Origin of the sequence: Cryobacterium sp. N19 (genome assembly GCF_002929595.1) — a bacterium.
Taxonomy (GTDB): Bacteria; Actinomycetota; Actinomycetes; order Actinomycetales; family Microbacteriaceae; genus Cryobacterium; species Cryobacterium flavum.
Genome location: NZ_PJJR01000041.1, coordinates 1 through 20,965, shown reverse-complemented (window position 1 = coordinate 20,965; position 20,965 = coordinate 1). Strand labels below are relative to the sequence as shown.

19 protein-coding genes and 1 tRNA gene are annotated in these 20,965 nt (G+C 67.4%); 13 read left to right on the top strand and 7 right to left on the bottom strand.

All coding sequences use genetic code 11. From position 1 onward, the window contains the following. Window positions 1–338: 338 nt before the first annotated feature. Window positions 339–1,736, bottom strand: coding sequence for a cation:dicarboxylate symporter family transporter (locus CXY78_RS02150; protein ID WP_092341393.1), 1,398 nt, complete (start codon window positions 1,734–1,736; stop codon window positions 339–341). Between the two features lie 135 nt (window positions 1,737–1,871). Here CXY78_RS02150 and CXY78_RS02145 point away from each other — a divergent pair, with 135 nt between their 5' ends. Both CXY78_RS02145 and CXY78_RS02140 read left to right on the top strand, forming a co-directional pair. Continuing rightward, a complete protein-coding gene (locus tag CXY78_RS02145; protein WP_104087838.1) occupies window positions 1,872–3,542 on the top strand; it encodes a sensor histidine kinase in 1,671 nt (556 codons plus the stop codon). Between the two features lie 7 nt (window positions 3,543–3,549). Continuing rightward, window positions 3,550–4,257, top strand: coding sequence for a response regulator (locus CXY78_RS02140; protein ID WP_104087862.1), 708 nt, complete (start codon window positions 3,550–3,552; stop codon window positions 4,255–4,257). Here CXY78_RS02140 and CXY78_RS02135 read toward each other — a convergent pair. From CXY78_RS02135 to CXY78_RS02125, 3 genes are all read right to left on the bottom strand, one after another. Then, window positions 4,244–5,020 carry an enoyl-CoA hydratase gene (locus CXY78_RS02135; RefSeq protein ID WP_092341453.1) on the bottom strand — a complete coding sequence of 259 codons (777 nt, stop codon included), beginning with the start codon at window positions 5,018–5,020 and terminating at the stop codon, window positions 4,244–4,246. The two genes, CXY78_RS02140 and CXY78_RS02135, sit on opposite strands and share 14 nt — an antisense overlap. 23 nt (window positions 5,021–5,043) lie before the next feature. Further along, window positions 5,044–6,213 (bottom strand): enoyl-CoA hydratase/isomerase family protein, encoded by a 1,170-nt coding sequence (locus tag CXY78_RS02130; protein WP_104087837.1) that lies wholly within the window; start codon window positions 6,211–6,213, stop codon window positions 5,044–5,046. 218 nt (window positions 6,214–6,431) lie between these two features. Next, window positions 6,432–6,507 (bottom strand) — tRNA-Lys (locus CXY78_RS02125). Window positions 6,508–6,632: 125 nt separating this feature from the next. On the opposite strand from CXY78_RS02125, the gene CXY78_RS02120 reads away from it, so the two are divergent. Then, entirely contained in the window at window positions 6,633–7,451 is an 819-nt protein-coding gene (locus tag CXY78_RS02120) for an inositol monophosphatase family protein (protein WP_233206055.1), read from the top strand. Here the strand turns inward: CXY78_RS02120 and CXY78_RS02115 are convergent. After that, window positions 7,448–8,191, bottom strand: coding sequence for a trimeric intracellular cation channel family protein (locus tag CXY78_RS02115; RefSeq protein WP_092341389.1), 744 nt, complete (start codon window positions 8,189–8,191; stop codon window positions 7,448–7,450). The genes CXY78_RS02120 and CXY78_RS02115 overlap by 4 nt on opposite strands. A gap of 54 nt (window positions 8,192–8,245) precedes the next feature. Here CXY78_RS02115 and CXY78_RS02110 point away from each other — a divergent pair, with 54 nt between their 5' ends. The 3 genes from CXY78_RS02110 to CXY78_RS02100 all read left to right on the top strand — a co-directional run bounded on the left by CXY78_RS02110 (window position 8,246) and on the right by CXY78_RS02100 (window position 11,532). After that, window positions 8,246–8,689 carry an Rrf2 family transcriptional regulator gene (locus CXY78_RS02110; protein WP_092341388.1) on the top strand — a complete coding sequence of 148 codons (444 nt, stop codon included), beginning with the start codon at window positions 8,246–8,248 and terminating at the stop codon, window positions 8,687–8,689. Window positions 8,690–8,804: 115 nt separating this feature from the next. After that, window positions 8,805–9,968, top strand: a complete 1,164-nt coding sequence (locus CXY78_RS02105; protein ID WP_092341387.1) for a globin domain-containing protein — start codon at window positions 8,805–8,807, stop codon at window positions 9,966–9,968. A 46-nt stretch (window positions 9,969–10,014) separates the two neighbouring features. Next, window positions 10,015–11,532, top strand: coding sequence for a CYTH and CHAD domain-containing protein (locus tag CXY78_RS02100; protein WP_104087834.1), 1,518 nt, complete (start codon window positions 10,015–10,017; stop codon window positions 11,530–11,532). Between the two features lie 17 nt (window positions 11,533–11,549). On the opposite strand, the gene CXY78_RS02095 is transcribed toward CXY78_RS02100, so the two are convergent. Together CXY78_RS02095 and CXY78_RS02090 are read right to left on the bottom strand one after the other, a co-directional pair. Next, window positions 11,550–12,215 (bottom strand): hypothetical protein, encoded by a 666-nt coding sequence (locus CXY78_RS02095; RefSeq protein ID WP_092341385.1) that lies wholly within the window; start codon window positions 12,213–12,215, stop codon window positions 11,550–11,552. 20 nt (window positions 12,216–12,235) lie between these two features. Then, window positions 12,236–13,210: a LysR family transcriptional regulator gene (locus CXY78_RS02090; protein WP_104087833.1), complete on the bottom strand. Its 975-nt coding sequence runs from the start codon at window positions 13,208–13,210 to the stop codon at window positions 12,236–12,238. A gap of 129 nt (window positions 13,211–13,339) precedes the next feature. Between CXY78_RS02090 and CXY78_RS02085 the strand changes: the two genes are divergently transcribed. From CXY78_RS02085 to CXY78_RS02055, 7 genes are all read left to right on the top strand, one after another. Further along, window positions 13,340–14,227: a xanthine dehydrogenase family protein subunit M gene (locus CXY78_RS02085; protein WP_104087831.1), complete on the top strand. Its 888-nt coding sequence runs from the start codon at window positions 13,340–13,342 to the stop codon at window positions 14,225–14,227. 12 nt (window positions 14,228–14,239) lie between these two features. Beyond that, entirely contained in the window at window positions 14,240–14,740 is a 501-nt protein-coding gene (locus CXY78_RS02080; RefSeq protein WP_092341382.1) for a (2Fe-2S)-binding protein, read from the top strand. Continuing rightward, window positions 14,737–17,130 (top strand): aerobic carbon-monoxide dehydrogenase large subunit, encoded by a 2,394-nt coding sequence (locus CXY78_RS02075; protein WP_104087830.1) that lies wholly within the window; start codon window positions 14,737–14,739, stop codon window positions 17,128–17,130. Before CXY78_RS02080 ends, CXY78_RS02075 begins: the two co-directional genes overlap by 4 nt. A gap of 3 nt (window positions 17,131–17,133) precedes the next feature. After that, window positions 17,134–18,048: an XdhC family protein gene (locus CXY78_RS02070; protein WP_104087828.1), complete on the top strand. Its 915-nt coding sequence runs from the start codon at window positions 17,134–17,136 to the stop codon at window positions 18,046–18,048. Window positions 18,049–18,078: 30 nt separating this feature from the next. Beyond that, window positions 18,079–18,981: a MoxR family ATPase gene (locus CXY78_RS02065; protein ID WP_104087827.1), complete on the top strand. Its 903-nt coding sequence runs from the start codon at window positions 18,079–18,081 to the stop codon at window positions 18,979–18,981. Next, window positions 18,974–20,260, top strand: a complete 1,287-nt coding sequence (locus CXY78_RS02060; protein ID WP_233206054.1) for a VWA domain-containing protein — start codon at window positions 18,974–18,976, stop codon at window positions 20,258–20,260. Before CXY78_RS02065 ends, CXY78_RS02060 begins: the two co-directional genes overlap by 8 nt. After that, a partial coding sequence (locus tag CXY78_RS02055) for an SRPBCC family protein (RefSeq protein ID WP_104087824.1) occupies window positions 20,260–20,965 on the top strand: 706 nt, incomplete at its 3' end. The genes CXY78_RS02060 and CXY78_RS02055, both read left to right, overlap by 1 nt.

Here is a 20,965-nt window from a genome sequence, read left to right as displayed (position 1 = left end):
GCGTTCTCCGGTGCACGCCAAACGTAGCCAATTTCACGACTGACAATGGGGCGAGCTCTCTTGGCGGACGGGTTGGCGCCGAGCGGCCCGCGGGCTGGAGCGATCATGGGATCGCATCCTTCGGTACCACACCATACGAAGGCGGCCGTTCCATCTCAAATGGGGGCTACGCGTGCGCGTCCTGGTGAAGGGTTGTAAGACCGTAGACAATCCTAACACACTGACTTTGAGGCATGCCGAAATCACCGCTTAAACGGGGGTGCCGCCCGGGAGGACTCCTCCGGACGGCACCCTTAGCGCGAGTCTAGTGCTGGCTATTTTTCAGCCAGCGATTTCTGCTAGACGCGGTCCAGGATCTGCGACTGCGCGGCCTGCTCAGTGCTGCGCTGGGTCTCGGCGGCGCTCACGTGGCCGTGGGTCAGCATGGTGCGCTCATCGAACGGTTCGAGCTTGTCGAGCACGCGATCCACCTGCACCCGGTCCATCTCCTTAGTCCAGGAGCCGATCATGACGGTCGCCACGGCGTTGCCGGTGAAGTTGGTCAGCGCGCGCGCCTCGGACATGAACCGGTCGATGCCCACGATGAAACCAACACCGCCGACCAGTTGCGGGGCGTGCGCCTGCAGCCCGGCGGCCAGGGTGGCGAGACCGGCACCGGAGACTCCGGCGGCTCCCTTGCTGGCGATGATCATGAAGACGAGCAGGCCAATCTGTTCGCCGAGGGCGAGCGGCTGGCCGAGCGCGTTGGCGATGAACAGCGACGCCATGGTGAGGTAGATCGCGGTGCCGTCGAGGTTGAAGGAGTAGCCGGTGGGCACGGTGACACCGACGACGGGCTTGGAGATGCCGAGGTGTTCCATCTTGGCAATCAGGCGCGGCAGGGCGGCCTCGGAGGAGGAGGTTGACACGATCAGCAGGTATTCGCGGCCGAGGTAGCGCATCAGCTTGAAGATGTTCACGCCGGTGACGATCTTGAGCAGGCCGCCGAGAATGACCACGATGAAGATGATGCAGGTGATGTAGAAGGCCACCATGAGTGTGAACAGGCTGATCACGGCCTGGATTCCGGTGGCGCCGACGACGGCGGCGATGGCGCCGAAGGCGCCGATCGGGGCAAGCCACATGACCATGATCAGAATGCGGAAGACCAGAGCCTGCACGTGGGCGATTCCCTCGAGAATCGGTTTACCGGCCGGTCCCATGCGCTGCAGGGCGAAGCCGGCGATGAGGGCCACCATGAGAGTCTGCAGAATGTTGCCGCTGGTCAGCGACGAGAACAGGGTGGTGGGCACGATTCCGAGCAGGAACGACTGGGTGTCAGCGGATTCGGTGGCCTTGTAGGTGGCGTCGGCGAGGTTGATGCCCTCGCCCGGGTGAATCATGTTGCCAACGACCAGGCCGATGCCGAGTGCGAAGGTGGACATGATCAGAAAGTAGCCGAGGGCCAGGCCGCCGATTTTGCCGACGGTAGCAGCTTTGGCGATCGAGCCGATGCCGAGAATGATCGTGCAGAAGATGATCGGGGCGATCATCATTCGGATCAGCGCGATGAACAGGTCACCAAGCGGCTTGAGCGAGACCGCGAAGCCTTTCTCTCCGCCCCAGACCAGGCCGACGACGATACCGAGCACGACCGCGACGATGACGGCCATGTAGAGGTAGTGCGACGAGTCGATCTTCTTCTTCGGCTTGCCGGACTTGATGAGTTTGGTACGGGTTGATGGCGTCGATGCCATGTCAGACTCCTATGTCTAGGCTTAACCTGGCCCACCACGGGCTCCGGCTGCTGCAATGGATCCACACTGGTCGCTGCCGCTCGTTCGCGCACGGTTACGGTCATATTGTTCACGAAACGAAGAGAGGGGCCGGCAGTGCGTAGGGAATGGAGCATCGCCAAGCGGCTCTTTTTCGCGCACGCGCTGTTCATCGTGGTGCTCACGGTCTTCGTCGGAACAGCATTCTTCGTGGATGCCCGCGATCGCGGCTACGACGAAACCAGTGACCGGATGCTCGCGGTCGCCACCGCCATCGCCGACAGTCCGCTGGTACTCGCGGCCAGCGAGTCGGCCGACCCGAGCGCGACGCTGCAGCCCTATGCCCTCGATCTCACCCAGGATGCCGGCCTCGACTTCATCACGATCATGGCCCCCGACCGCACCCGCTGGACCCATCCGACGCAGACTGAGATCGGCAAGGATTACATCGGTGCGATCGAACCGGCTCTGTCCGGAACGGCCTTCACAGAAATCAGCACGGGAACGCTCGGGCCATCCGTTCGCGCCGTCGTACCGGTAACGGATGCCGGCGGCACCGTTCGCGCGCTGGTCGCGGTGGGCACCACGACGAGCAACATCACGATCGCCCTGAACGCCCGGCTGCCGTCGGTACTGGGGCTGGCGCTCGGGCTGCTCGCCTCGGGATCGGTAGTGACCTGGCTGCTCGGCCGCTACCTGCGGCGAGTCACGCTCGGGTGGGGTCCTGAACGTCTCGCGCAGCTGTTCGTCTACTACGACTCGGTGCTGCACTCGGTGCGCGAGGGACTCGTGCTCGTCGACCTGCACGGCGACCTCGTGCTCTACAACGACCAGGCGGCGCAGCTGCTCGGCATTCCGCCGCGGCCGGCTGCTGGCAGCGCCACTCCCCCGCCCGCCCTGGCCGAGTTGAGCCTGCCGCCGAGCCTCGGTGAGTTGCTGCGGAGCGGTCGCTCGGCGCACGATGAGATTCATGTGACCGGCACGAGGGTGCTGGTGGTCAGCCAGGAACCGGCCGTGGCTTCGGCCAGTCGCTCCAGGGCGACCCCGATGGGATTTGTGGCGACGATTCGTGACCACACTGATCTGCAAACCCTGGGCAGCGAGTTGCAGTCTATGCAGACCCTCTCCGACGCGTTGCGGGCGCAGACCCACGAGCATTCCAACCGGTTGCACACCATCGTGTCGCTCATGGAACTCGGTCGCACCGATCAGGCTCTCGACTTCGCCACCGAGGATCTCGAGTTGAGTCAGCGGCTGGCCGACGAGATGGTCGGTTCGGTCGACGAACCGGTGATCAGTGCCCTGATCAGGGGCAAATCGGCGCAGGCCAACGAGCTGGGGATCACCCTTACCGTGACGGCGTCTGGCACGCTCGCCGAGTCGGGGCTGTCCATTCAGGATTTGGTCACGGTGCTCGGCAACCTGGTCGATAACGCCCTCGACGCGGCGGCCGCCGGCGCGGACCCGCGTCGAGTGTCGGTCACCGTGTCATCGACCGAGCAGGCCGTCACGATCGAGGTGGCCGACAGCGGCGCCGGTGTGGCACCAGAGGTGATCGACGATGTGCTGCGGCTCGGGTTCAGTACCAAGGGTACCGGCGTCACGGGTACCGGCGTCACGACGCCCGGTCGCTCAGTGGGTGGTCGAGGTCTCGGCCTCGCACTGGTTCGGCAGGCGGTCACCCGCCTCGGCGGCACGCTGACAATCGGGCGACGTGAGGGCGCCGTCTTCACGGTCGTCATTCCCGCTGTCATTCGTGCATATCCTGCCGAGGTCGACCATGCCTGAGTCATCGCTGCCGCGCATTCGCGTGCTCGTCGTCGAGGACGAACCGCTCGCTGCCGAGGCCCATGCCGTCTATGTCGGGCGGCTGGCCGGGTTCGAGCTCGTCGGCACGGCCGGTACCGGCCAGGACGCGTTTCGCCGGGTCGCGGCGGCCGCCTCGGCCGGCACTCCGATCGACCTCGTGCTCATGGACATGAACCTGCCCGACAGCCACGGGCTCGACGTGAGTCGGCGCATTCGGGCGGCCGGTCTGGCCACGGACATCATCGCTATCACCGCGGTGCGGGACCTGGAGAATGTGCGCGGGGCGATCGCGGCCGGGGTGGTGCAGTACCTGATCAAGCCATTCACCTACTCCACCTTCGCCACGAAATTGTCCAGTTACCGTGATTTTCGTGCGGAACTGAATGGGCAGGCATCCGTTGTGACGCAGTCAGCGGTCGACCATGCCTTTGCGAGCCTGCGCGCTCCGACCGACATACCGAGGCCCAAGGGGCTGGCCGAGTCGACCCTGAACCCGGTGGTCGCCTACCTTCAGGCACAGGTCGCGCCGGTGTCGGCGAGTGAGCTCATGAAGCCGCTCGGGTTGTCACGCGTCACGGCGAGGCGGTATCTGGAGTATCTGGCCGACACCGGCGTCGTGCTGCGCGCTCCCCGCTACGGTACGCCGGGGCGTCCCGAGAATGAGTACAGCTGGAAGACCGCTAACGGTTCGTGAAGACCGCGGGGCGCTTCTCGACGAAGGCGGCCATTCCCTCGCTCTGGTCGTCGGTGGCGAACACGGAGTGAAACAGGCGACGTTCAAAGTGGATGCCGGCCCCCAGCATCGTCTCGTAGGCCGCGTTCACGACCTCCTTGGCGAGCATGGCGATCGGCGCCGATTTCGCGGCGATCTCGGTGGCCGTGGCGAGGGCGTCGGCGAGCAGGTCGGCGGCGGGCACGATTCGGGCGACGAGGCCGGCGCGTTCGGCTTCGACGGCGTCGATGGTGCGGCCGGTGAGGATCATTTCCATGGCCTTGGCCTTGCCGACGGCGCGGGTGAGGCGTTGGGAGCCGCCCATGCCCGGGATGACCCCGAGCTTGATCTCGGGCTGGCCGAAGGTGGCGGTGTCGGAAGCGATGATGAAGTCGCAGATCAGGGCGAGTTCGCAGCCACCGCCGAGGGCGTGGCCGGAGACGGCGGCGATGACCGGGGTGCGCACGGCTGCGAGGCGGTCCCAGCCGGCGAACCAGTCCTTGAGATACATATCCATGTAGCTCATGGTCGACATCTCCTTGATGTCGGCACCGGCCGCGAAGGCCCGCTCAGAGCCGGTGATGACGATCGCGCCGATCTCGGGGTCGGCGTCGAGCCGGGTCGCGGCACCGACGACGTCCTGCATGGTGGCGAAGTTGAGGGCGTTCAGCGCCTTCGGACGGTTCAGGGTGATGACGCCGACCCGGCCGTGGCGTTCAAGCAGAATGTTCTTGTAGGTGTCGATGCTCTCGGGCTGGGTGCTGTCGCTCACGCGGTGGCCTCTCGTTCGGTGGTCTGTCTGGTTTCGTGGGTCTTACTGCGCGGCAAGCGCAGTTCGCGCTCTCCCAGCGGTGCGAAGTACGCCTGCATGTCGGCGTCGGAGACGTCGGACAGCGTGCTCGGCTGCCACGCCGGGTTGCGGTCCTTGTCGATGACCTGGGCGCGAATACCCTCGATCACATCGTGGCCGGCCACCATGCGCAGCGACACTCGGTATTCCTGCTCGAGCACCTCTTCGAGGGTTCTGAGATCGCGGGCGCGACGCAGGGATTCGAGGGTGACGCGCAGCGCGGTGGGCGACTTGGCCAGAATCGCGGCGGCCGCGTCATCGGCCGCAGTGACGGATGATGTCTGCAACCGGTCGATGATCGTGGCCACGTCGTTGCCGGCATAGCACTCATCGATCCAGGCGCGCTCGGCCAGCAGTGGGGCCGGCGGCACGGTCGACGCGTGCTCGGCGATGGCCGCGGCAGCGGGCATCCGCTTGAGGGCGTCGGCGAGGGATTCGAGTTGGGTGGATTCGACGAAGCTGTCGGCGAGGCCGAGAGCGATGGCGTCGGCGCCGGTCATGGTTGCGGCGGTGAGGGCGAGGTGGGTGCCGAGTTCGCCGGGGGTCCGCGAGTACAGGTAGGTGCCGCCGACGTCGGGTACGAAGCCGATGGTGGTCTCCGGCATTCCCAGTTTGGTGCGTTCGGTGACGACGCGGTGCGAAGCGTGACCAGACAGGCCGACTCCCCCGCCGAGCACGATGCGATCCATCAGGGCGACGAACGGTTTGGGGTACCGCTTGATCTGGGCGTTCAGGGTGTATTCGTCGGCCCAGAATCGGGCGTTCTCGTCGGGGTCGGTGCGGGCGTCGCGGTAGATCGAGACGATGTCGCCGCCGGCGCAGAGGGCGCGGTCACCGCTGCCGGTGAGCAGCACGGTCTGCACGGCGGGGTCGTCGGCCCAGTCGGTGAGGGCTGCGGCGATGGTGCGGATCATGCCGTGCGTCAGAGCGTTGAGGGCTTTCGGCCGGTTCAGGACGATGCGGGCCAGCGGGCCGTCCCGCTGCAGCAGCACCTCGTTGTCAGAGACAGCGGATGCGCCGGCGCCGGTCGCCGACGCCGCCCTCGTGCTGTCATCGGAGGTTGTGGTGATCGAATCCGTGCGGGGCATAGGGACCTTTCCGCGTCGCTGCGGGTCGGAGGTGCGGTGCGGCCCAGTCTAACGAGGTGCGGTGGCGCGACATTCTTCATGGCCCGCGTTTGAGAAGTTGGCACGTGTTCAAACCAGTGCCACCTTCGCAAACACGTGCCACGAGATCGGGCGCGCAGAGCCGCGAAACGGTACAAAAAAGCCCCGCCGCACTGCAAAAGCAGTGACGGCGGGGCTGGTGGTGCACCCCCCCGGACTTGAACCGGGAACCCACTGATTAAGAGTCAGTTGCTCTGCCAATTGAGCTAGAGGTGCGTATGAAAGCCGGGAATGACCCGCGGCAACGTGTAACCCTAACACCCTACGGGGGCCCGACGCCAATCGAGGCGGGAACGCACGAAGGACCGGCATCCGCTCACGAAATTACTATCCTTGGAAGGGTGACCGAACCGCGAATTTACGCCCTCTCCGACGACCTCCAGCTGGCCCTGGCCCTCGCCGACGCCGCCGACACCATCTCCCGCGCCCGCTTCACCGCGCTCGACCTCGTCGTGACGACCAAACCCGACCGCACCCCGGTAACGGATGCCGACCAGGCCGTCGAGCGCGCCATCCGCGCCCTGCTCGCCGAGCACCGCCCCGACGACGGCATCCTCGGCGAAGAGTTCGGCACGGCCGGGTCGACCACGCGCCAGTGGATCATCGACCCCATCGACGGCACCGCCGGGTTCCTGCGTGGTATCCCGATCTGGGCCACCCTCATCTCCCTCGCCATTGACGGCGTGCCCGTTCTCGGCGTGGTCAGCGCCCCCGCCCTTGGTAAACGCTGGTGGGCCGCGGCCGGCAGCGGCGCCTGGTCAAGCGATAGACGAGAAGCGGATGCCGCCCCCACCCGCCTGCACGTCTCCGGCATCGAGACCCTCGCCGAGGCCTCCATCAGCTATGGCAGCCTGCAGCAGTGGGACCAAGCCGGGCACCTGGACGAGCTCGTGACGCTCTCCCGCCAGGTCTGGCGTACCCGCGCCTATGGCGATATGTGGTCGTACATGCTGCTGGCCGAAGGCCACCTCGACGTGGCCGGCGAATTCGACCTGCAGCCCTACGACATGGCGGCTCTGGCCCCGATCGTGCAGGAGGCCGGGGGCACCTTTACCTCGGTCGACGGCCAGCCCGGCCCGTGGCACGGCAGCGCCCTGGCCACCAACGGCGTGCTGCACGCGGCGACGCTCGCGGTTCTGAACCCCACGCAGCCCAGTTAGACCGACGCACCCGGATCGTCGGGGAAAATGCCGTTGCGGGCGTTGCGCGCGTCGAGCCGGCGCTGGCGCCAGGCCCGGGGATTCAGCAGCAGAATGGGCTTCGGTATGCGCAGTGCGTAGCCGGTCGGCAGAATCCAGCCGTAGCGTTTGGCCAGCAGCGACAGCCCCGAGCCGCTGAGAATGGCTACGGCGGTTCCGATCGCCACGAACCCGAGCTTGCTTAGAATGACCATCTCGGTACTCGCCAGCAGGGCGCTCGTGGCATAGAGCGTGTTGCCGCCGAAAATCGTCGGCACCTTGAGCAGCATAATGTCGCGCACCATGCCGCCGCCGACCGCGGTGATGATGCCGAGCAGAATGGCCGGCAGCCAGCCGAGACCGGCCTCGAGCGCTTTCTGGGCACCCACCGCCGACCAGCAGCCCACGGCGAGCGCGTCGAGCAGCAGCAGCACGCGTCGGGTCCAGCGGCCGTTGAACGTGACGAAGTACGCGATGACCCCGCCGAGAATCGCGCAGATCAGGTAGGCCGGGTCAAGCAGGGCGGCCGGGGTGCCCTGCTGCAGCAGGGTGTCGCGAATCATTCCGCCACCGAGCCCGCTCATAATCGCGAGCACCACGAAACCGACAATGTCGAGGCGTGCGGTGCGGGCCGCGACGCCGCCAAGAATGGCGTTGGCCAGCACGCCAGCCAGGTCCACAAAGCGGATTATCTCAAACAGCGTCTCCGACTCAGTGTTCACTTGCCCCATTCTCTCTCATATCGACAGTGGAACCGTCGCCCTTACAGTTGAGGCATGAGGATCAACGCTTTTGCCGACGTCTGCCTGCGGGTGGTCATGCTGCTGACAGCGGCACCGGAGAGCGTGACGTTCACCTCGCGGGTCGTCGCCGCCGAGGTCGGCACGCCCTACAACCACGTGAGCAAGGCGCTGCTGCGCCTGCGCGAACTCGGTCTGGTCGAGGCGCTGCGCGGCCGAAACGGCGGCGTGCGTATCAGCGCGCTCGGCCGTGAGGTCACGGTTGGAGCGCTCCTGCGCACCCTCGACACGCGCACCGACCTCGCCGCCTGCGACACCCCCAACGGTCCCTGCCCGTTGATCAGCGGATGCGGCCTCCGCGGCGCCCTGCGCCGCGCGCGGGAAGCCTTCTACCGCGAGCTGGATGACCTCGTTATCTCCAGCCTCCCGCACGGAAAAGCGAACGGTCCAGTGCTGGTCGAACTGGGTTTGGTGCGGTAGGACTAAAGTCCCTAATTTCTACGACTTGTAGAAAACACCCGTTTAATTGGTATATCAAATGCTACTTTTAATGAAGGCCCCCACAAACGGGTGCCGACACGCAGAAGGAGTATTCATGCTTTCGCCCCAGTCCCAACCACTCATCGAAGCGACCCTGCCGCTGGTCGGTGAGCGGATGCCCGAGATCGCGAAAAACTTCTACCACCGCATGCTCACGGCCCACCCCGAACTGTTCGACGGGCTGTTCAGCCGGTCCAACCAGAAGAATGGCTCGCAGCAGCAGGCGCTGGCCGGCAGCATCGCCGTCTTCGCGACCCACCTGCTGCAGAACCCCGACACCACGCCAGAGGCCATGCTCTCCCGCATCGCCCACAAGCACGTCTCGCTCGATATTCAGCCCGAGCAGTACGACATCGTCTACAAGTACCTCTTCGAGGGCATCGCCGACGAACTCAGCGACGTCATCACCGCCGAGATCGCCGCCGCCTGGACCGAGGTGTACTGGCTGATGGCCCACGCCCTGATCAAGATGGAGAAGGGCCTCTACTCCGGCCTCGCCAGCGATAAGCCGCTCGCCCCGTGGATCGTCGTAAAGAAGGAAGCGGCCGGAACCGACGCCATAACGTTCACCCTCGAACCCGCCGACGATACCCCCGTGACGCCCGCCCTGCCAGGCCAGTACGTCAGCGTCACCGCGGTCATGCCCGACGGCATCCGTCAGGTGCGTCAGTATTCCCTCTCGGCCGGCACGGCCACGACCCGCGTCTTCACCACCAAGCTCGATGCCGACGGTGAGGTCTCCCCCGTGCTGCACCGCGACGTGCAGGTCGGCGATACCCTCATCCTCTCCGTTCCGTGCGGCGACATCACCCTCGACCACGGCACCGGACCGCTGATCCTGGCCTCGGCCGGAATCGGCTGCACGCCCAGCGCTTCCATCCTGCGCTCCCTGGTGGACACCGGCTCCAAGCGCGAGGTGCTCGTGCTGCACGCCGAGAGTACCCTCGAGCGCTGGGCGCTGCGAGACCAGATGAACGAAGACGTCGCCCTGCTCGAGGCGGCCGAACTCGAGCTCTGGCTGGAGATCCCGAGCGCTGGCCACCACGAGGGCTTCATGTCCCTCGCGAACGTGACCATCCCGGCGGATGCCTCGATCTACCTGTGCGGACCGCTCCCGTTCATGCGCAGCCTGCGCTCCCAGGCGCTGGAATCCGGCGTGCCAGCCGATCGCATCCACTATGAAATCTTCGGCCCCGACCTGTGGCTCGCCAACGCCTGACCCACCGCACGGTTCAAGCCTGGCGCGACCGCGCTAGGTTTGAACCGTGGACGCTAATGGTGGTATCGAGATAGAACTTAAGTTTGACGTCGACGAGCTGGCCCTGCTGCCGCGCTTGAACGATCTGCCCGGCGTGCAGGCCGTCGCCGAACCGGTAACCCATGACCTCGCGGCCGTCTACTTCGACACGAACGACCTCGTGCTGGCGCGTGCGCACATCACCCTGCGCCGCCGCACCGGCGGCGACGACGCGGGCTGGCACCTCAAACTGCCGCAGGGCGTCGGACGCCGACGCGAAGTACACGCTCCCATCGGCAAACACCTGCAGGACGAAGCGGATGCCGTACCCGGGTCGCTCGCCCAGCTCGTGCGGGTCTACACCCGCGACTCCCCGCTCGTTCCCGTGGTGCACCTCGGCACCACCCGCGTCGTGCACGCCCTGATCGGCGCCGGCGGCGAAACCCTCGCCGTGCTCTGCGACGACCGGGTCGAGGCCCAACGGCTCCTTCACGAACCCGCCTCGGCCGCCTGGCGTGAATGGGAGATCGAACTCGTCGACGGACCGGAGGACCTGCTCGATGCTGGCCAGTCTGTGCTCGCGAGCGGCGGCATCCTCGTGTCACAGCACGCCTCCAAGCTCGCCCGCGCCCTCGGCGACCGGTTCCCGGCAGAGAGCACCACAAAGCAGCGCCGTCCCACCCCGAACGGCCCGGCCGGCAACGTTCTGCTGGCCAGCCTGACCGAGCAGATCGGTGTCATCCGCCGGCACGACCCGCAGGTTCGCCAGCACGCTGCCGGCTCTGTGCACGCGATGCGCGTGGCCACCCGTCGGCTACGCTCGGTGCTGGCCACCTATCGTTCGCTCGTTGATCCCGGGGTCGTGCAGCATCTCCGCACCGAACTCGGCTGGCTCGCCGCCGTGCTCGGCGGCTCTCGCGACGAAGAGGTACTGCAGCGGCACCTGGTCGGCCTGCTCGATCGCGAATCCCCCGCGCTGCTCCTCGGCCCGATTCGCGAACGCCTCGAAAGCCGCTCCGAAACGGATGCCCACTCCGCGCAACTCACGCTCGTCACCGCCCTCGACAGCCACCGCTACTTTCGACTGCTCGACGCCCTCGATTCCCTCGTCGCCACTCCGCCGTTCACCGCCGCGGCCGACCAGGACGCCCGGGTCGTCGTACCGGCCCTGGTCACCAAGGAGTGGAAGAAATTGCGCCGAGCCGTGCGCCTGGCCGCCAAGACCGTGCCTGGATCGGAACGGGATCTCGCCCTGCACACCGCTCGTAAGCGCGCCAAGCGGCTGCGCTACGCGGCCGAGACGGCGCATCCGCTCAGCCCCAAGCGCTCGGCCCGAGTGAGCCGCTTCGCCCAGAAGCTGCAGACCATCCTGGGCGAACAGCACGACAGCGTCATCGCCCGTGATCGCCTGCTCAAGCGCGGCGGGGTCGAAGCCTACCTGCGCGGGGAGAACACCTTCAGCTATGGCCGGCTGCACGCGAAGGAGCAGGAGCAGGCTTCAAGCGCCCAAGCCCGCTTCTGGAAAGCATGGTCGCGGCGCCCCTGACGCTGTCAGGCGCTGGATCAGACCTGGTCGGCCCCGATCAGGGGCGGGGCGGCAACGGTGCTGCGATTGACCCGATCGGCGAGAACGATGGCGATGACGCCGAGCAGGATCATGCCGCCGATCCGCACCAGGCCGTCCAGTCCGATCAGAACCCAGACCACCAGATTCGGTCCGGTCAAGGTGGCCAGGCCCGCGCCCAGCAGTTGGGAGAGCAGCCAGGTTGCGGTGGCCGCGCCTACCGCCCAGGCCGGCACCCAGTTGAACGGGGACGGCACGGCGCCGATCCGGGCGATCTGCATGACGGCCACCAGCGCGAGGGCGAATTGCACGTACGAGTCCGCGTAGGAGAAGGCCATCAGCAGGGTCGGAGCGGGATCGTTCGAGAAGAAGTCGCTGATGACGACGCTCTGCACCGACCCGAGAAACAGCCAGAACGCCAGCAGAACCAGAGCTGTCGTGCCCACCGGACGGCGCGCTGTGACGCTGCCCACGCCCCGCACCCCGAAGGCGAACACCAGTAGGGCCGCGGCGAACAGAGCCGGGCCGATCAGTCCGATATAGGCGAACAGTGCGGGCTGCGAGATCACCGTGACGACGACCGAGGCGAGCAGCAGTCCCCCGCCTACGAACCCGGTGAGGGAGGACGCGGACGCTGAATTGTCACGAAGCTGTGAGTTTGCCATACACCCCAGTCTACTCAGACTCAGCTCCAGAGGGCCACGTGCACCTTGCTGCCGCGACGCGCGACGCCGCGGGAACCGCCAGGAGCGAGCATCGCTGCGGTGGCCTCGGCGGTCGTCACGAACCGCTGCAGGGTGCGCGCTGCGGCCGGTGCCCGACCGTGATCGAGGGTGCTCGCACACCACAACCCGGCAATCGGCGTGTTCGGCATCGGCAGCACCACGAGCGATCCGGCCGCCACCTCGGCCCGCACGATGTGCATGAACGCGAGCATGATGCCCTCGCCGTCGCGAACCGCGGCGAGGGCATCCGTTTCGCTGCTGAGCGGCACGATCTCTGGCACTCCGAGCGCTGAGGCGAGAAACGATGCCGCCAGCCAGCGGCTCTCGGCGGTGAACTCCTCCACCCCGGCCGGACCGCTGAACCACAGTTCTTTCAGGAGTGCGGTGAGCGACGCCGGCAGCCGGGTGAGCGGATGCTCCGGCGCGGCCACCAGCACCCGCTGGTAGCGCAGAAAGGGCACCACTTCCAGCTGGTTTCCCTGCGGCGGCCTCGCTCCGAGCGCCACGTCGTAGGCGTGGTCCTGCAGCAGCGACCCCACGTCATCGGCGGACTCGACCACCACATCGATGCCGCCAGAATGACCGGGCACCCGATGGGTGAACGCGTCGAGCAGCCGACCGGCCGCGTGCTCGGCGAACCCGGCCGTGGCGACGACCCGAAGGTTCGCGGTGGATTCCTCGGCGTGCGACACCTCCCAGCGAACCTGGTCGGCCAGGCCCACGATCTCCTGGGCGTGGTCGGCGAGCGCCCGCCCGCCGGCGGTCAGGGCGATGCCGGCGCCGGCACGCACAAACAGGGCGTCACCGAGGTCGAGGCGCAGCGCGGCGAGCGACGACGACACCGCCGGTTCGCTGATGTTCAGGGCGGCCGCGGCCGCACGCAGCGACCCGAGTCGGGCCACCAGGGCAAAGGCCCGCAGCTGATTCAGCGTCATTGCCACAGCTCATAACCTTTCCCTTAGGTCGATATTGACAGTCTCGGCAGCGGGGAGCAAGCTGTGGCACACAACGGTGTCGCGCAACGATGCGCGGTGCCATGGAAACTTCTCAGTGAGGAGAAGCCCGTGCAGATTCCGGCTCCGTTCGACTATGTTCGCGCCAGTTCGGTCGACAACGCTCTCGCCCTGCTCGACCGTCACGGGGCCGAATCCCGGGTCGTCGCCGGCGGCCACAGCCTGCTCCCCATGATGAAGCTGCGCCTCGCCCGCCCCGACTGGCTGATCGACATCAACGACCTGTTCGAGCTCGACTACCTGCTCGTCGATAAGGACGTGCTGCGTATCGGCGCGATGACCCGACACACGACCCTGCTGGAATCCGACGACGTCAAGCGCCTGTTTCCCATCATCACCGACGCCGAACGGGTCATCGCCGATCCGATCGTGCGCAACCGCGGCACCATCGGCGGTTCGCTCTGCCAGGCCGACCCGGCCGAAGATCTCTCCACGGTCTGTCACGTTCTCGAAGCGGTGGCCGTCGTTCGCGGTCCGGCCGGTGAGCGGATGCTGTCCATGGCCGACTTCCACCGCGGCCCCTACGAGACGGCCGTTGCCCAGAACGAACTGCTGATCGAGGTGCGCATACCCATTCGCTCCGACTCGAACAGTGCCTACGAAAAGGTCGAGCGCCGCGTCGGCGACTGGGCCGTCGCCGCGGCTGGCGCTTCGGTCAGCCTCGACTCCGCCGGCGCGATCAGCCAGGTGGCCGTCGGACTCACCGCCGTCGGACTTGACCGCAATGTCACCGAGGTCGAAGCGGTGCTGGTCGGCCAGGCTCCCACCGAGGAACTCTTCACCGAGGCCGGGCGCCTCGCATCCCTCGCCTGCGATCCCCTCGCCGACCAGCGCGGCCCGATCGACTACAAGCGGCACCTCGCCGACGAACTGACCCGTCGGGTCTTGCGGGCGGCCTGTCGTCGCGCCGCGGCATCCGTTTCCGAGATTACGATTTAGGAGTTGAGCCCAATGCAGATCAGCATGACCATCAATGGAACCGACGTCACTCGCGAGATCGAACCGCGGGTGTTGCTCGTGCACTTCATTCGCGACGACCTGCGACTCACCGGAACGCACTGGGGCTGCGACACCACCAACTGCGGCACCTGCGTGGTGCTGATGGACGGCCAGCCGGTGAAATCCTGCACGGTACTGGCGGCCATGGCCGACGGGCATGCGATCACGACCGTGGAGGGACTCGCCAACGGCGCCACCCTCGACCCGGTGCAGCAGGGCTTCATGGAGGAGCACGGACTGCAGTGCGGTTTCTGCACTCCCGGCATGATGCTCACCGCCCGCGCGCTGCTCGACCACAACCCGCATCCCGAACCACTGGAGATTCGCGAAGCCATCTCCGGCCAGATCTGCCGCTGCACCGGCTACGCCACCATCGTGCGGTCCATTCAGTGGGCGGCCGAGCATCCGGTCGGGGCCACCGCTGAAACAACTGATGAAGAGGTGCACGCATGACCATCCTTGAGGACCGCCCGTCGAACCCGGCCGCCGGCGACCACGATCGGCCCGTCGGCCACGGCCGCATGCAGCGCAAGGAAGACCCGCGCTTCGTGCGCGGCAAGGGCCACTACGTCGACGACATCGTGCTGCCCGGCATGCTGCACGGTGCCATTCTGCGCGCTCCCGTCGCCCACGCCCGGCTGGTCTCGATCGACACGACCGAGGCCCTCGCGCACCCCAAGGTGCTCGCCGTGATCACCGGCAGCGACCTGCAGGCACTCGGCCTGGCCTGGGCGCCGACCTTGTCGATGGACGTTCAGGCCGTTCTCGTCACCGACAAGGTGCGCTTTCAGGGCCAGGAGGTGGCGTTCGTCGTCGCCGAAGATCGCTATGCGGCCCGCGACGCCCTCGAACTGATCCAGGTCGAGTACGACGTACTGCCGCCGGTCGTCGACGCCCGCAAGGCCATGGATCCGGGCGCTCCGGTCATTCGCGACGACCTCGAAGGCCGCACCGACAACCACATCTTCGACTGGGAAGCCGGCAACAAGGCCGAAACGGATGCCGTCTTCGCCAGCGCCGACGTCGTGGTCACGCAGGAGATCGTCTACCCGCGCGTGCACCCGGCGCCGATGGAAACCTGCGGCGCCGTCGCCGACTTCGACCCCATCGACGGCCGCCTCACCCTGTACGAAACCACGCAGGCCCCGCACGCCCACCGCACCCTGTTCGCGATGGTCTCCGGCATTCCGGAGCATAAGATTCGCGTGGTCTCCCCCGATATCGGCGGCGGATTCGGCAACAAGGTCGGCATCTACCCGGGTTATATTCTCGCCGTGGTCGGCTCGATCGTCACCGGCAAACCGGTGAAATGGGTCGAGGACCGCTCCGAAAACCTGATGAGCACCTCGTTCGCCCGCGACTACATCATGCAGGGCGAGATCGCGGCGACCAAGGACGGCAAGATCTTAGGCCTGCGCACCAACGTGCTCGCCGACCACGGTGCCTTCAACGCCACCGCCCAGCCCACCAAGTATCCGGCCGGCTTCTTTCACATCTTCACCGGCAGCTACGATCTTGCCGCTGCGCACTGCACCGTCACCGGCGTGTACACCAACAAGGCACCCGGCGGCGTGGCCTACGCCTGTTCGTTCCGGGTCACCGAAGCGGTCTATCTGGTCGAGCGGATGGTCGACATCCTGGCCCGCAAACTCGAGATGGATCCCGCCGAGTTGCGGCTGAAGAATTTCATCAAACCCGAGCAATTTCCCTACCCGAACAAGACCGGCTGGGAGTACGACTCCGGCGACTACGAACCCACCATGCGGCTGTCGATGAAGATGGCCGGCTACGACGAACTGCGCCGCGAACAGAAGGAAAAACGCGAACGCGGCGAACTGATGGGCATCGGCATCTCCTTCTTCACCGAAACGGTCGGTGCCGGCCCCCGCAAGGACATGGACATTCTCGGCCTCGGCATGGCCGACGGCGCCGAACTGCGCATCCACCCCACCGGCAAGGCGGTCGTGCGCATCTCGGTGCAGAGCCAGGGTCAGGGCCACGAAACGACGTTCGCGCAGATCGTGGCGGAGGAAATCGGCATTCCGCCGGAGGACATCGACGTCGTGCACGGCGACACCGACCAGACCCCGTTCGGCCTCGGCACCTACGGCAGCCGGTCCACCCCGGTCAGTGGCGCCGCCGTGGCCCTCGTGGCCCGCAAGGTGCGGGAGAAGGCCCGGTTCATCGCCGCGGCCATGCTCGAAACCCGCCCGGAAGACCTCGAATGGGAGAAGGGCCGCTGGTTCGTCAAGGGCGACCCGAGCGTGGGCAAAACCATCGCCGAGATCGCGATGGGCGCCCACGGCACGGTCGCACTGCCAGAGGGCATCGACGGCAACCTCGACGCCGAAGTCACCTACGATCCACCCAACCTCACCTTTCCGTTCGGCGCCTACATCTGCGTCGTCGACGTCGATCCGGGCACCGGTCACGTCAAGGTACGCCGGTTCATCGCCGTCGACGACTGCGGCACCCGCATCAACCCGATGATCATCGAGGGGCAGATTCACGGCGGCCTCACCGACGGCGTCGGAATGGCGCTGATGGAATTCATCGAATTCGACGCCGAGGGCAACTGCCTCGGCGGCTCGTTCATGGACTACCTCATTCCCACCGCCATGGAGGTGCCCGACTGGGAGACCGGCTTCACCGTGACTCCGTCGCCGCACCACCCGATCGGCGCCAAGGGCGTCGGCGAATCGGCCACGGTCGGTTCTCCCCCGGCCGTCGTCAACGCCGTCGTCGACGCCCTCGCCCCGTTTGGCGTCGTGCACATGGACATGCCCTGCACGCCCGCCCGGGTGTGGGAGGCCATGCAAGGCCGCACGAGACCTCCGGTGTAAACCGTGGGCCAGGCAACCCTGGAGCGGGAGCTCGTTGCACGCCGTGAGGCCTTCGTACACGCGACGGTCGTGCGCGCCCAGCGCCCCACGAGCGCGCACGCCGGGGACACGGCGCTTGTGCGCGCGACCGGCGAGATTGACGGGTTCGTCGGGGGAACGTGCGTGGAGGCATCCGTTCGCCTGTACAGTCTGCAGGTACTCGAAAGCCGCCAGCCGCTGCTGCTCAAAGTCGTGGCGGGTGCGCCGTCGAGCATTGTGGAAGACGGCGCCGTCGAGGTCTCCAACCCCTGCGTGAGCGGCGGCGCGATCGAGATCTTTCTCGAACCGCGCATTCCGCTGCCGAGCCTCGTCGTCGTCGGGTCGACCCCCGACGCCGACGCACTCGCCGCCCTGGCACCGCTCGTGGGTTTCGACCTCGTGCAAGCGGATGGCGCGACCGCCGCCCCGCAGGCCGGCGACGCCGCCCTCATCGTCGCGTCCCACGGCCGCGACGAAGAGCCGCCGCTGCTCGCCGCCCTGGCTGCCGGGGTGCCCTATATCGCGCTCGTGGCCAGTCCGAAGCGGGGCGCGGCGGTACTCGCCTCGCTCGACGTGTCGCCCGAACAGCGCGCGCGGGTGTTCAGTCCGGCCGGGCTCGACCTCGGGGCGCGCACGCCCGGCGAGATCGCGGTGTCCATTTTCGCGCAGCTGGTGCAGGAACGGGCCGGGCGCGGGCATCCGTCTCATGCTGCTGCAGTTGACGCGGCGAGCGCCGCTGAACCGGCTGGCAACGCGATCGACCCGGTCTGCGGCATGACGGTGGCCGCGCTGCCCTCGTCATTGCAGGTGGAGCATGGCGGCGAGACCGTGTATTTCTGTGCGGCGGGATGCCGCACAGCGTTTCTGGCGAATCCGGAGCGGTATGCGACCGCGCGCTAGAGCCCTGCCTTGTCGCCAATGGTGCGAGCAATGAGCGCGGATTCCGTGGCCGAACTGGTCCCCTCCGTCGCCGCGCTGCAGAACGCCCTCGACGCCGAGGACTATCTGGCCGATGAGGGCCTCGCAACGGCGGTGTTTCTGGCCGTGCGCATGCGGCAGCCGCTGCTGCTCGAGGGCGAACCCGGGGTCGGCAAGACCGAGATTGCCAAGGCGCTGGCCCGGCTGCTCGACACCGAACTGTTTCGGCTTCAGTGCTACGAGGGAATCAGCGCCGGAGAAGCCCTCTACGAGTGGAACTACCCGCGGCAGCTGCTCGGTATCCGTTTGGCGGAGGCGCGCGGCGTTGAACTGGCCGAAACGGAATTGTTCGGGCGGGACTACCTGCTTCGCCGCCCGCTATTGCGGGCGATCGAGCATGCCGGCCCGCGCCCGGCCGTGCTGCTGCTCGACGAAATCGACCGCGCCGACGCCGAGTTCGAAGCCTTCACCTTCGAGCTGCTTGCCGAGGCGGCCGTGACCATTCCCGAGCTCGGAACCGTCGAGGCCACCCACCCGCCGATCGTGATTCTCACCAGCAACCGCACCCGCGACCTGCACGATGCCCTCACCCGGCGCTGCCTGTACCACTGGATCGACTACCCCGGTCCGGAGCGGATCGCGCAGATCGTGCGGCGTCGGGTGCCCAGCAGCTCGCAGGCCATCGCGACGGATGCCGCGGCCGCGATCACCCGGTTGCGCTCGCTCGACCTGGTCAAACCGCCCGGAATCGCCGAGGCCATCGACTGGGTGAGCGCCCTCGGCGTGCTCGGAATCGAACAGCTCAGCGCCCGCGCGGTCGAGCAGACCTGGGGTTCCGTGCTGAAGAACCGGGACGATCTCGACCTGGTAGCGTCCCGCGGCTCCGCGTGGGTCGCCGAGGCTGCCGGTGCCTGACCGCGTGCGGCACCCACCGGTCGAAGCGGCGGCTCTCGCCGCCGGCTTCAGCACCGCCCTGCACCGGGCGGGGCTTCCGGTCTCGCCCGACCGGGCCGCCCGGCTGGCCGAGGCGCTTCGACTCATCCCCCCGACCGACCGGGCCGCCCTGTACTGGGCCTGCCGCATCGTGTTCGTCTCCCGGCAGCAGCACCTCAACCGCTTCGACGCGGTGTTCAGCGCCGTGTTCGACGGCCGGCTCGACCCGGCCGAAAGCCGCGGCGACCCCAACGCTCCCCCGGCGATCGGCTCCGAAACCCGCACGAAGGCCGCCCCGCCGACCAACCGACCGGCCGGCGCTCCCGAGCCTCAATCCGAGGCCAGCCCACCCGCGCCGCTGCCCGGCGCGGACTCGAGCGACGACAGCGACGGCCCCGAGCGCGATGCCATTCTCGCCATGGCGTCCCGTGACGAGCACCTGCACGAGATGGCCTTCGCCGATCTCGCGCCCGAGGAGCTGGCCCGGTTGCGCCAGCTCGTGGCCCGCATCGTGTTGTCGACGCCGACCCGGATCAGTCGGCGCGCGCATCCGACGCCACACAGCCGTGACCGGCTCGATCTGGCCCGCACTGTTCGGGCCGCGCAGCGCACAGGCGGCGACCCGATCGCCCTGCACTTCACTCGGCGCCGCCCGAAACCGCGACGGCTCGTACTGCTCTGCGACGTGTCCGGTTCGATGGAGCCGTATACCCGGGTGTTCCTCTCGCTGTTGCAGGGCGCTGCCTCCGGCGCCCGCGCCGAAGCCTTCGTGTTCTCGACCCACCTCACCCGCCTGACCCGGCAGCTCGCGCTGCGCGACACGGACCAGGCGCTCGCGCAGGCGGCCGCCACCGCGACCGACTGGGCCGGCGGCACCAGGCTGGCGACCAGCATCCGTCGGTTCATCGACGACTTCGGACGCCGCGGCCTGGCCCGGGGAGCGGTGGTCGTGGTGTTCTCCGATGGCTGGGCGCAGGACGACCCGGGCGACGTCGACGCTCAGATGGCGAGGCTCCGCCGTCTCGCGCACCGCATCGTCTGGGTGAATCCGCGCAAGGCCGCCGTGGACTACCGGCCACTGGTCGGGGGCATGGCCGCCGCCCTGCCCTACTGCGACGCCTTCGTCAGCGGGCACAGTTACGTCGCCCTTGCCGAGGTGGCGGCCGCAATTCGCGGCGACCTATCGGAGAACAACCCGCTGGCATCCGCTCGCCGACCAACTTCCCACCCAATCGTCATGACTCAGCAGAGGACACCCTGATGCAAATCGACACCACCTTCACCGTCGCCGCCCCCGTCGACACGGTGTGGAACACCCTGATGGACTTCGAGCGTGTCGCCGGCTGTGTGCCGGGAGCGCAGATTCTGAACAAGCTCTCCGATGACAACTACCAGGTGGGTATGAAGGTCAAACTCGGCCCAGTGACCATGCAGTACCGCGGCCAGATGAATGTCGACGAGCGCGACGCTGACACGCACCGCGCCGTCTTCTCGGGCAAGGCTCAGGAAACTCGCGGGCAGGGCACGGCCCAGGCCACGGTCACGCTCGTGCTGGTCGAAACCGACGGCGTGACCCAGGGCACGGTCAGTGCTGACTTGTCCCTGTCGGGCAAGGCTGCGGCCATGGGTAAAGGCGTCATCAGCAGCGTCACCGAGCAGATGATGGGATTGTTTGCCGGCAATCTGCAGGAGCTGATCGAGAGCGGCGGGTCTGACGACGGCAGCACTGCAACTCCCGTCGGCGACCACGTCGACGATCCAGCCACCCTCGCGCAGGCCTCCCCGCGGGCGGTCACCGATGTGACCGACATTCCGCCGGGAGACGCCCCCGCCGCCGACACGCTGCCCGACGTCACAGCGGATGCCCCGGCCCGGCCCGGCCTGCCGCCCCGCCCGGTGCCGCCCCGCGTCGCACCCGCCGGCGGGCACCGGGCGGCCCCGCACCGTTCGGCACCCGCTGCGGCGC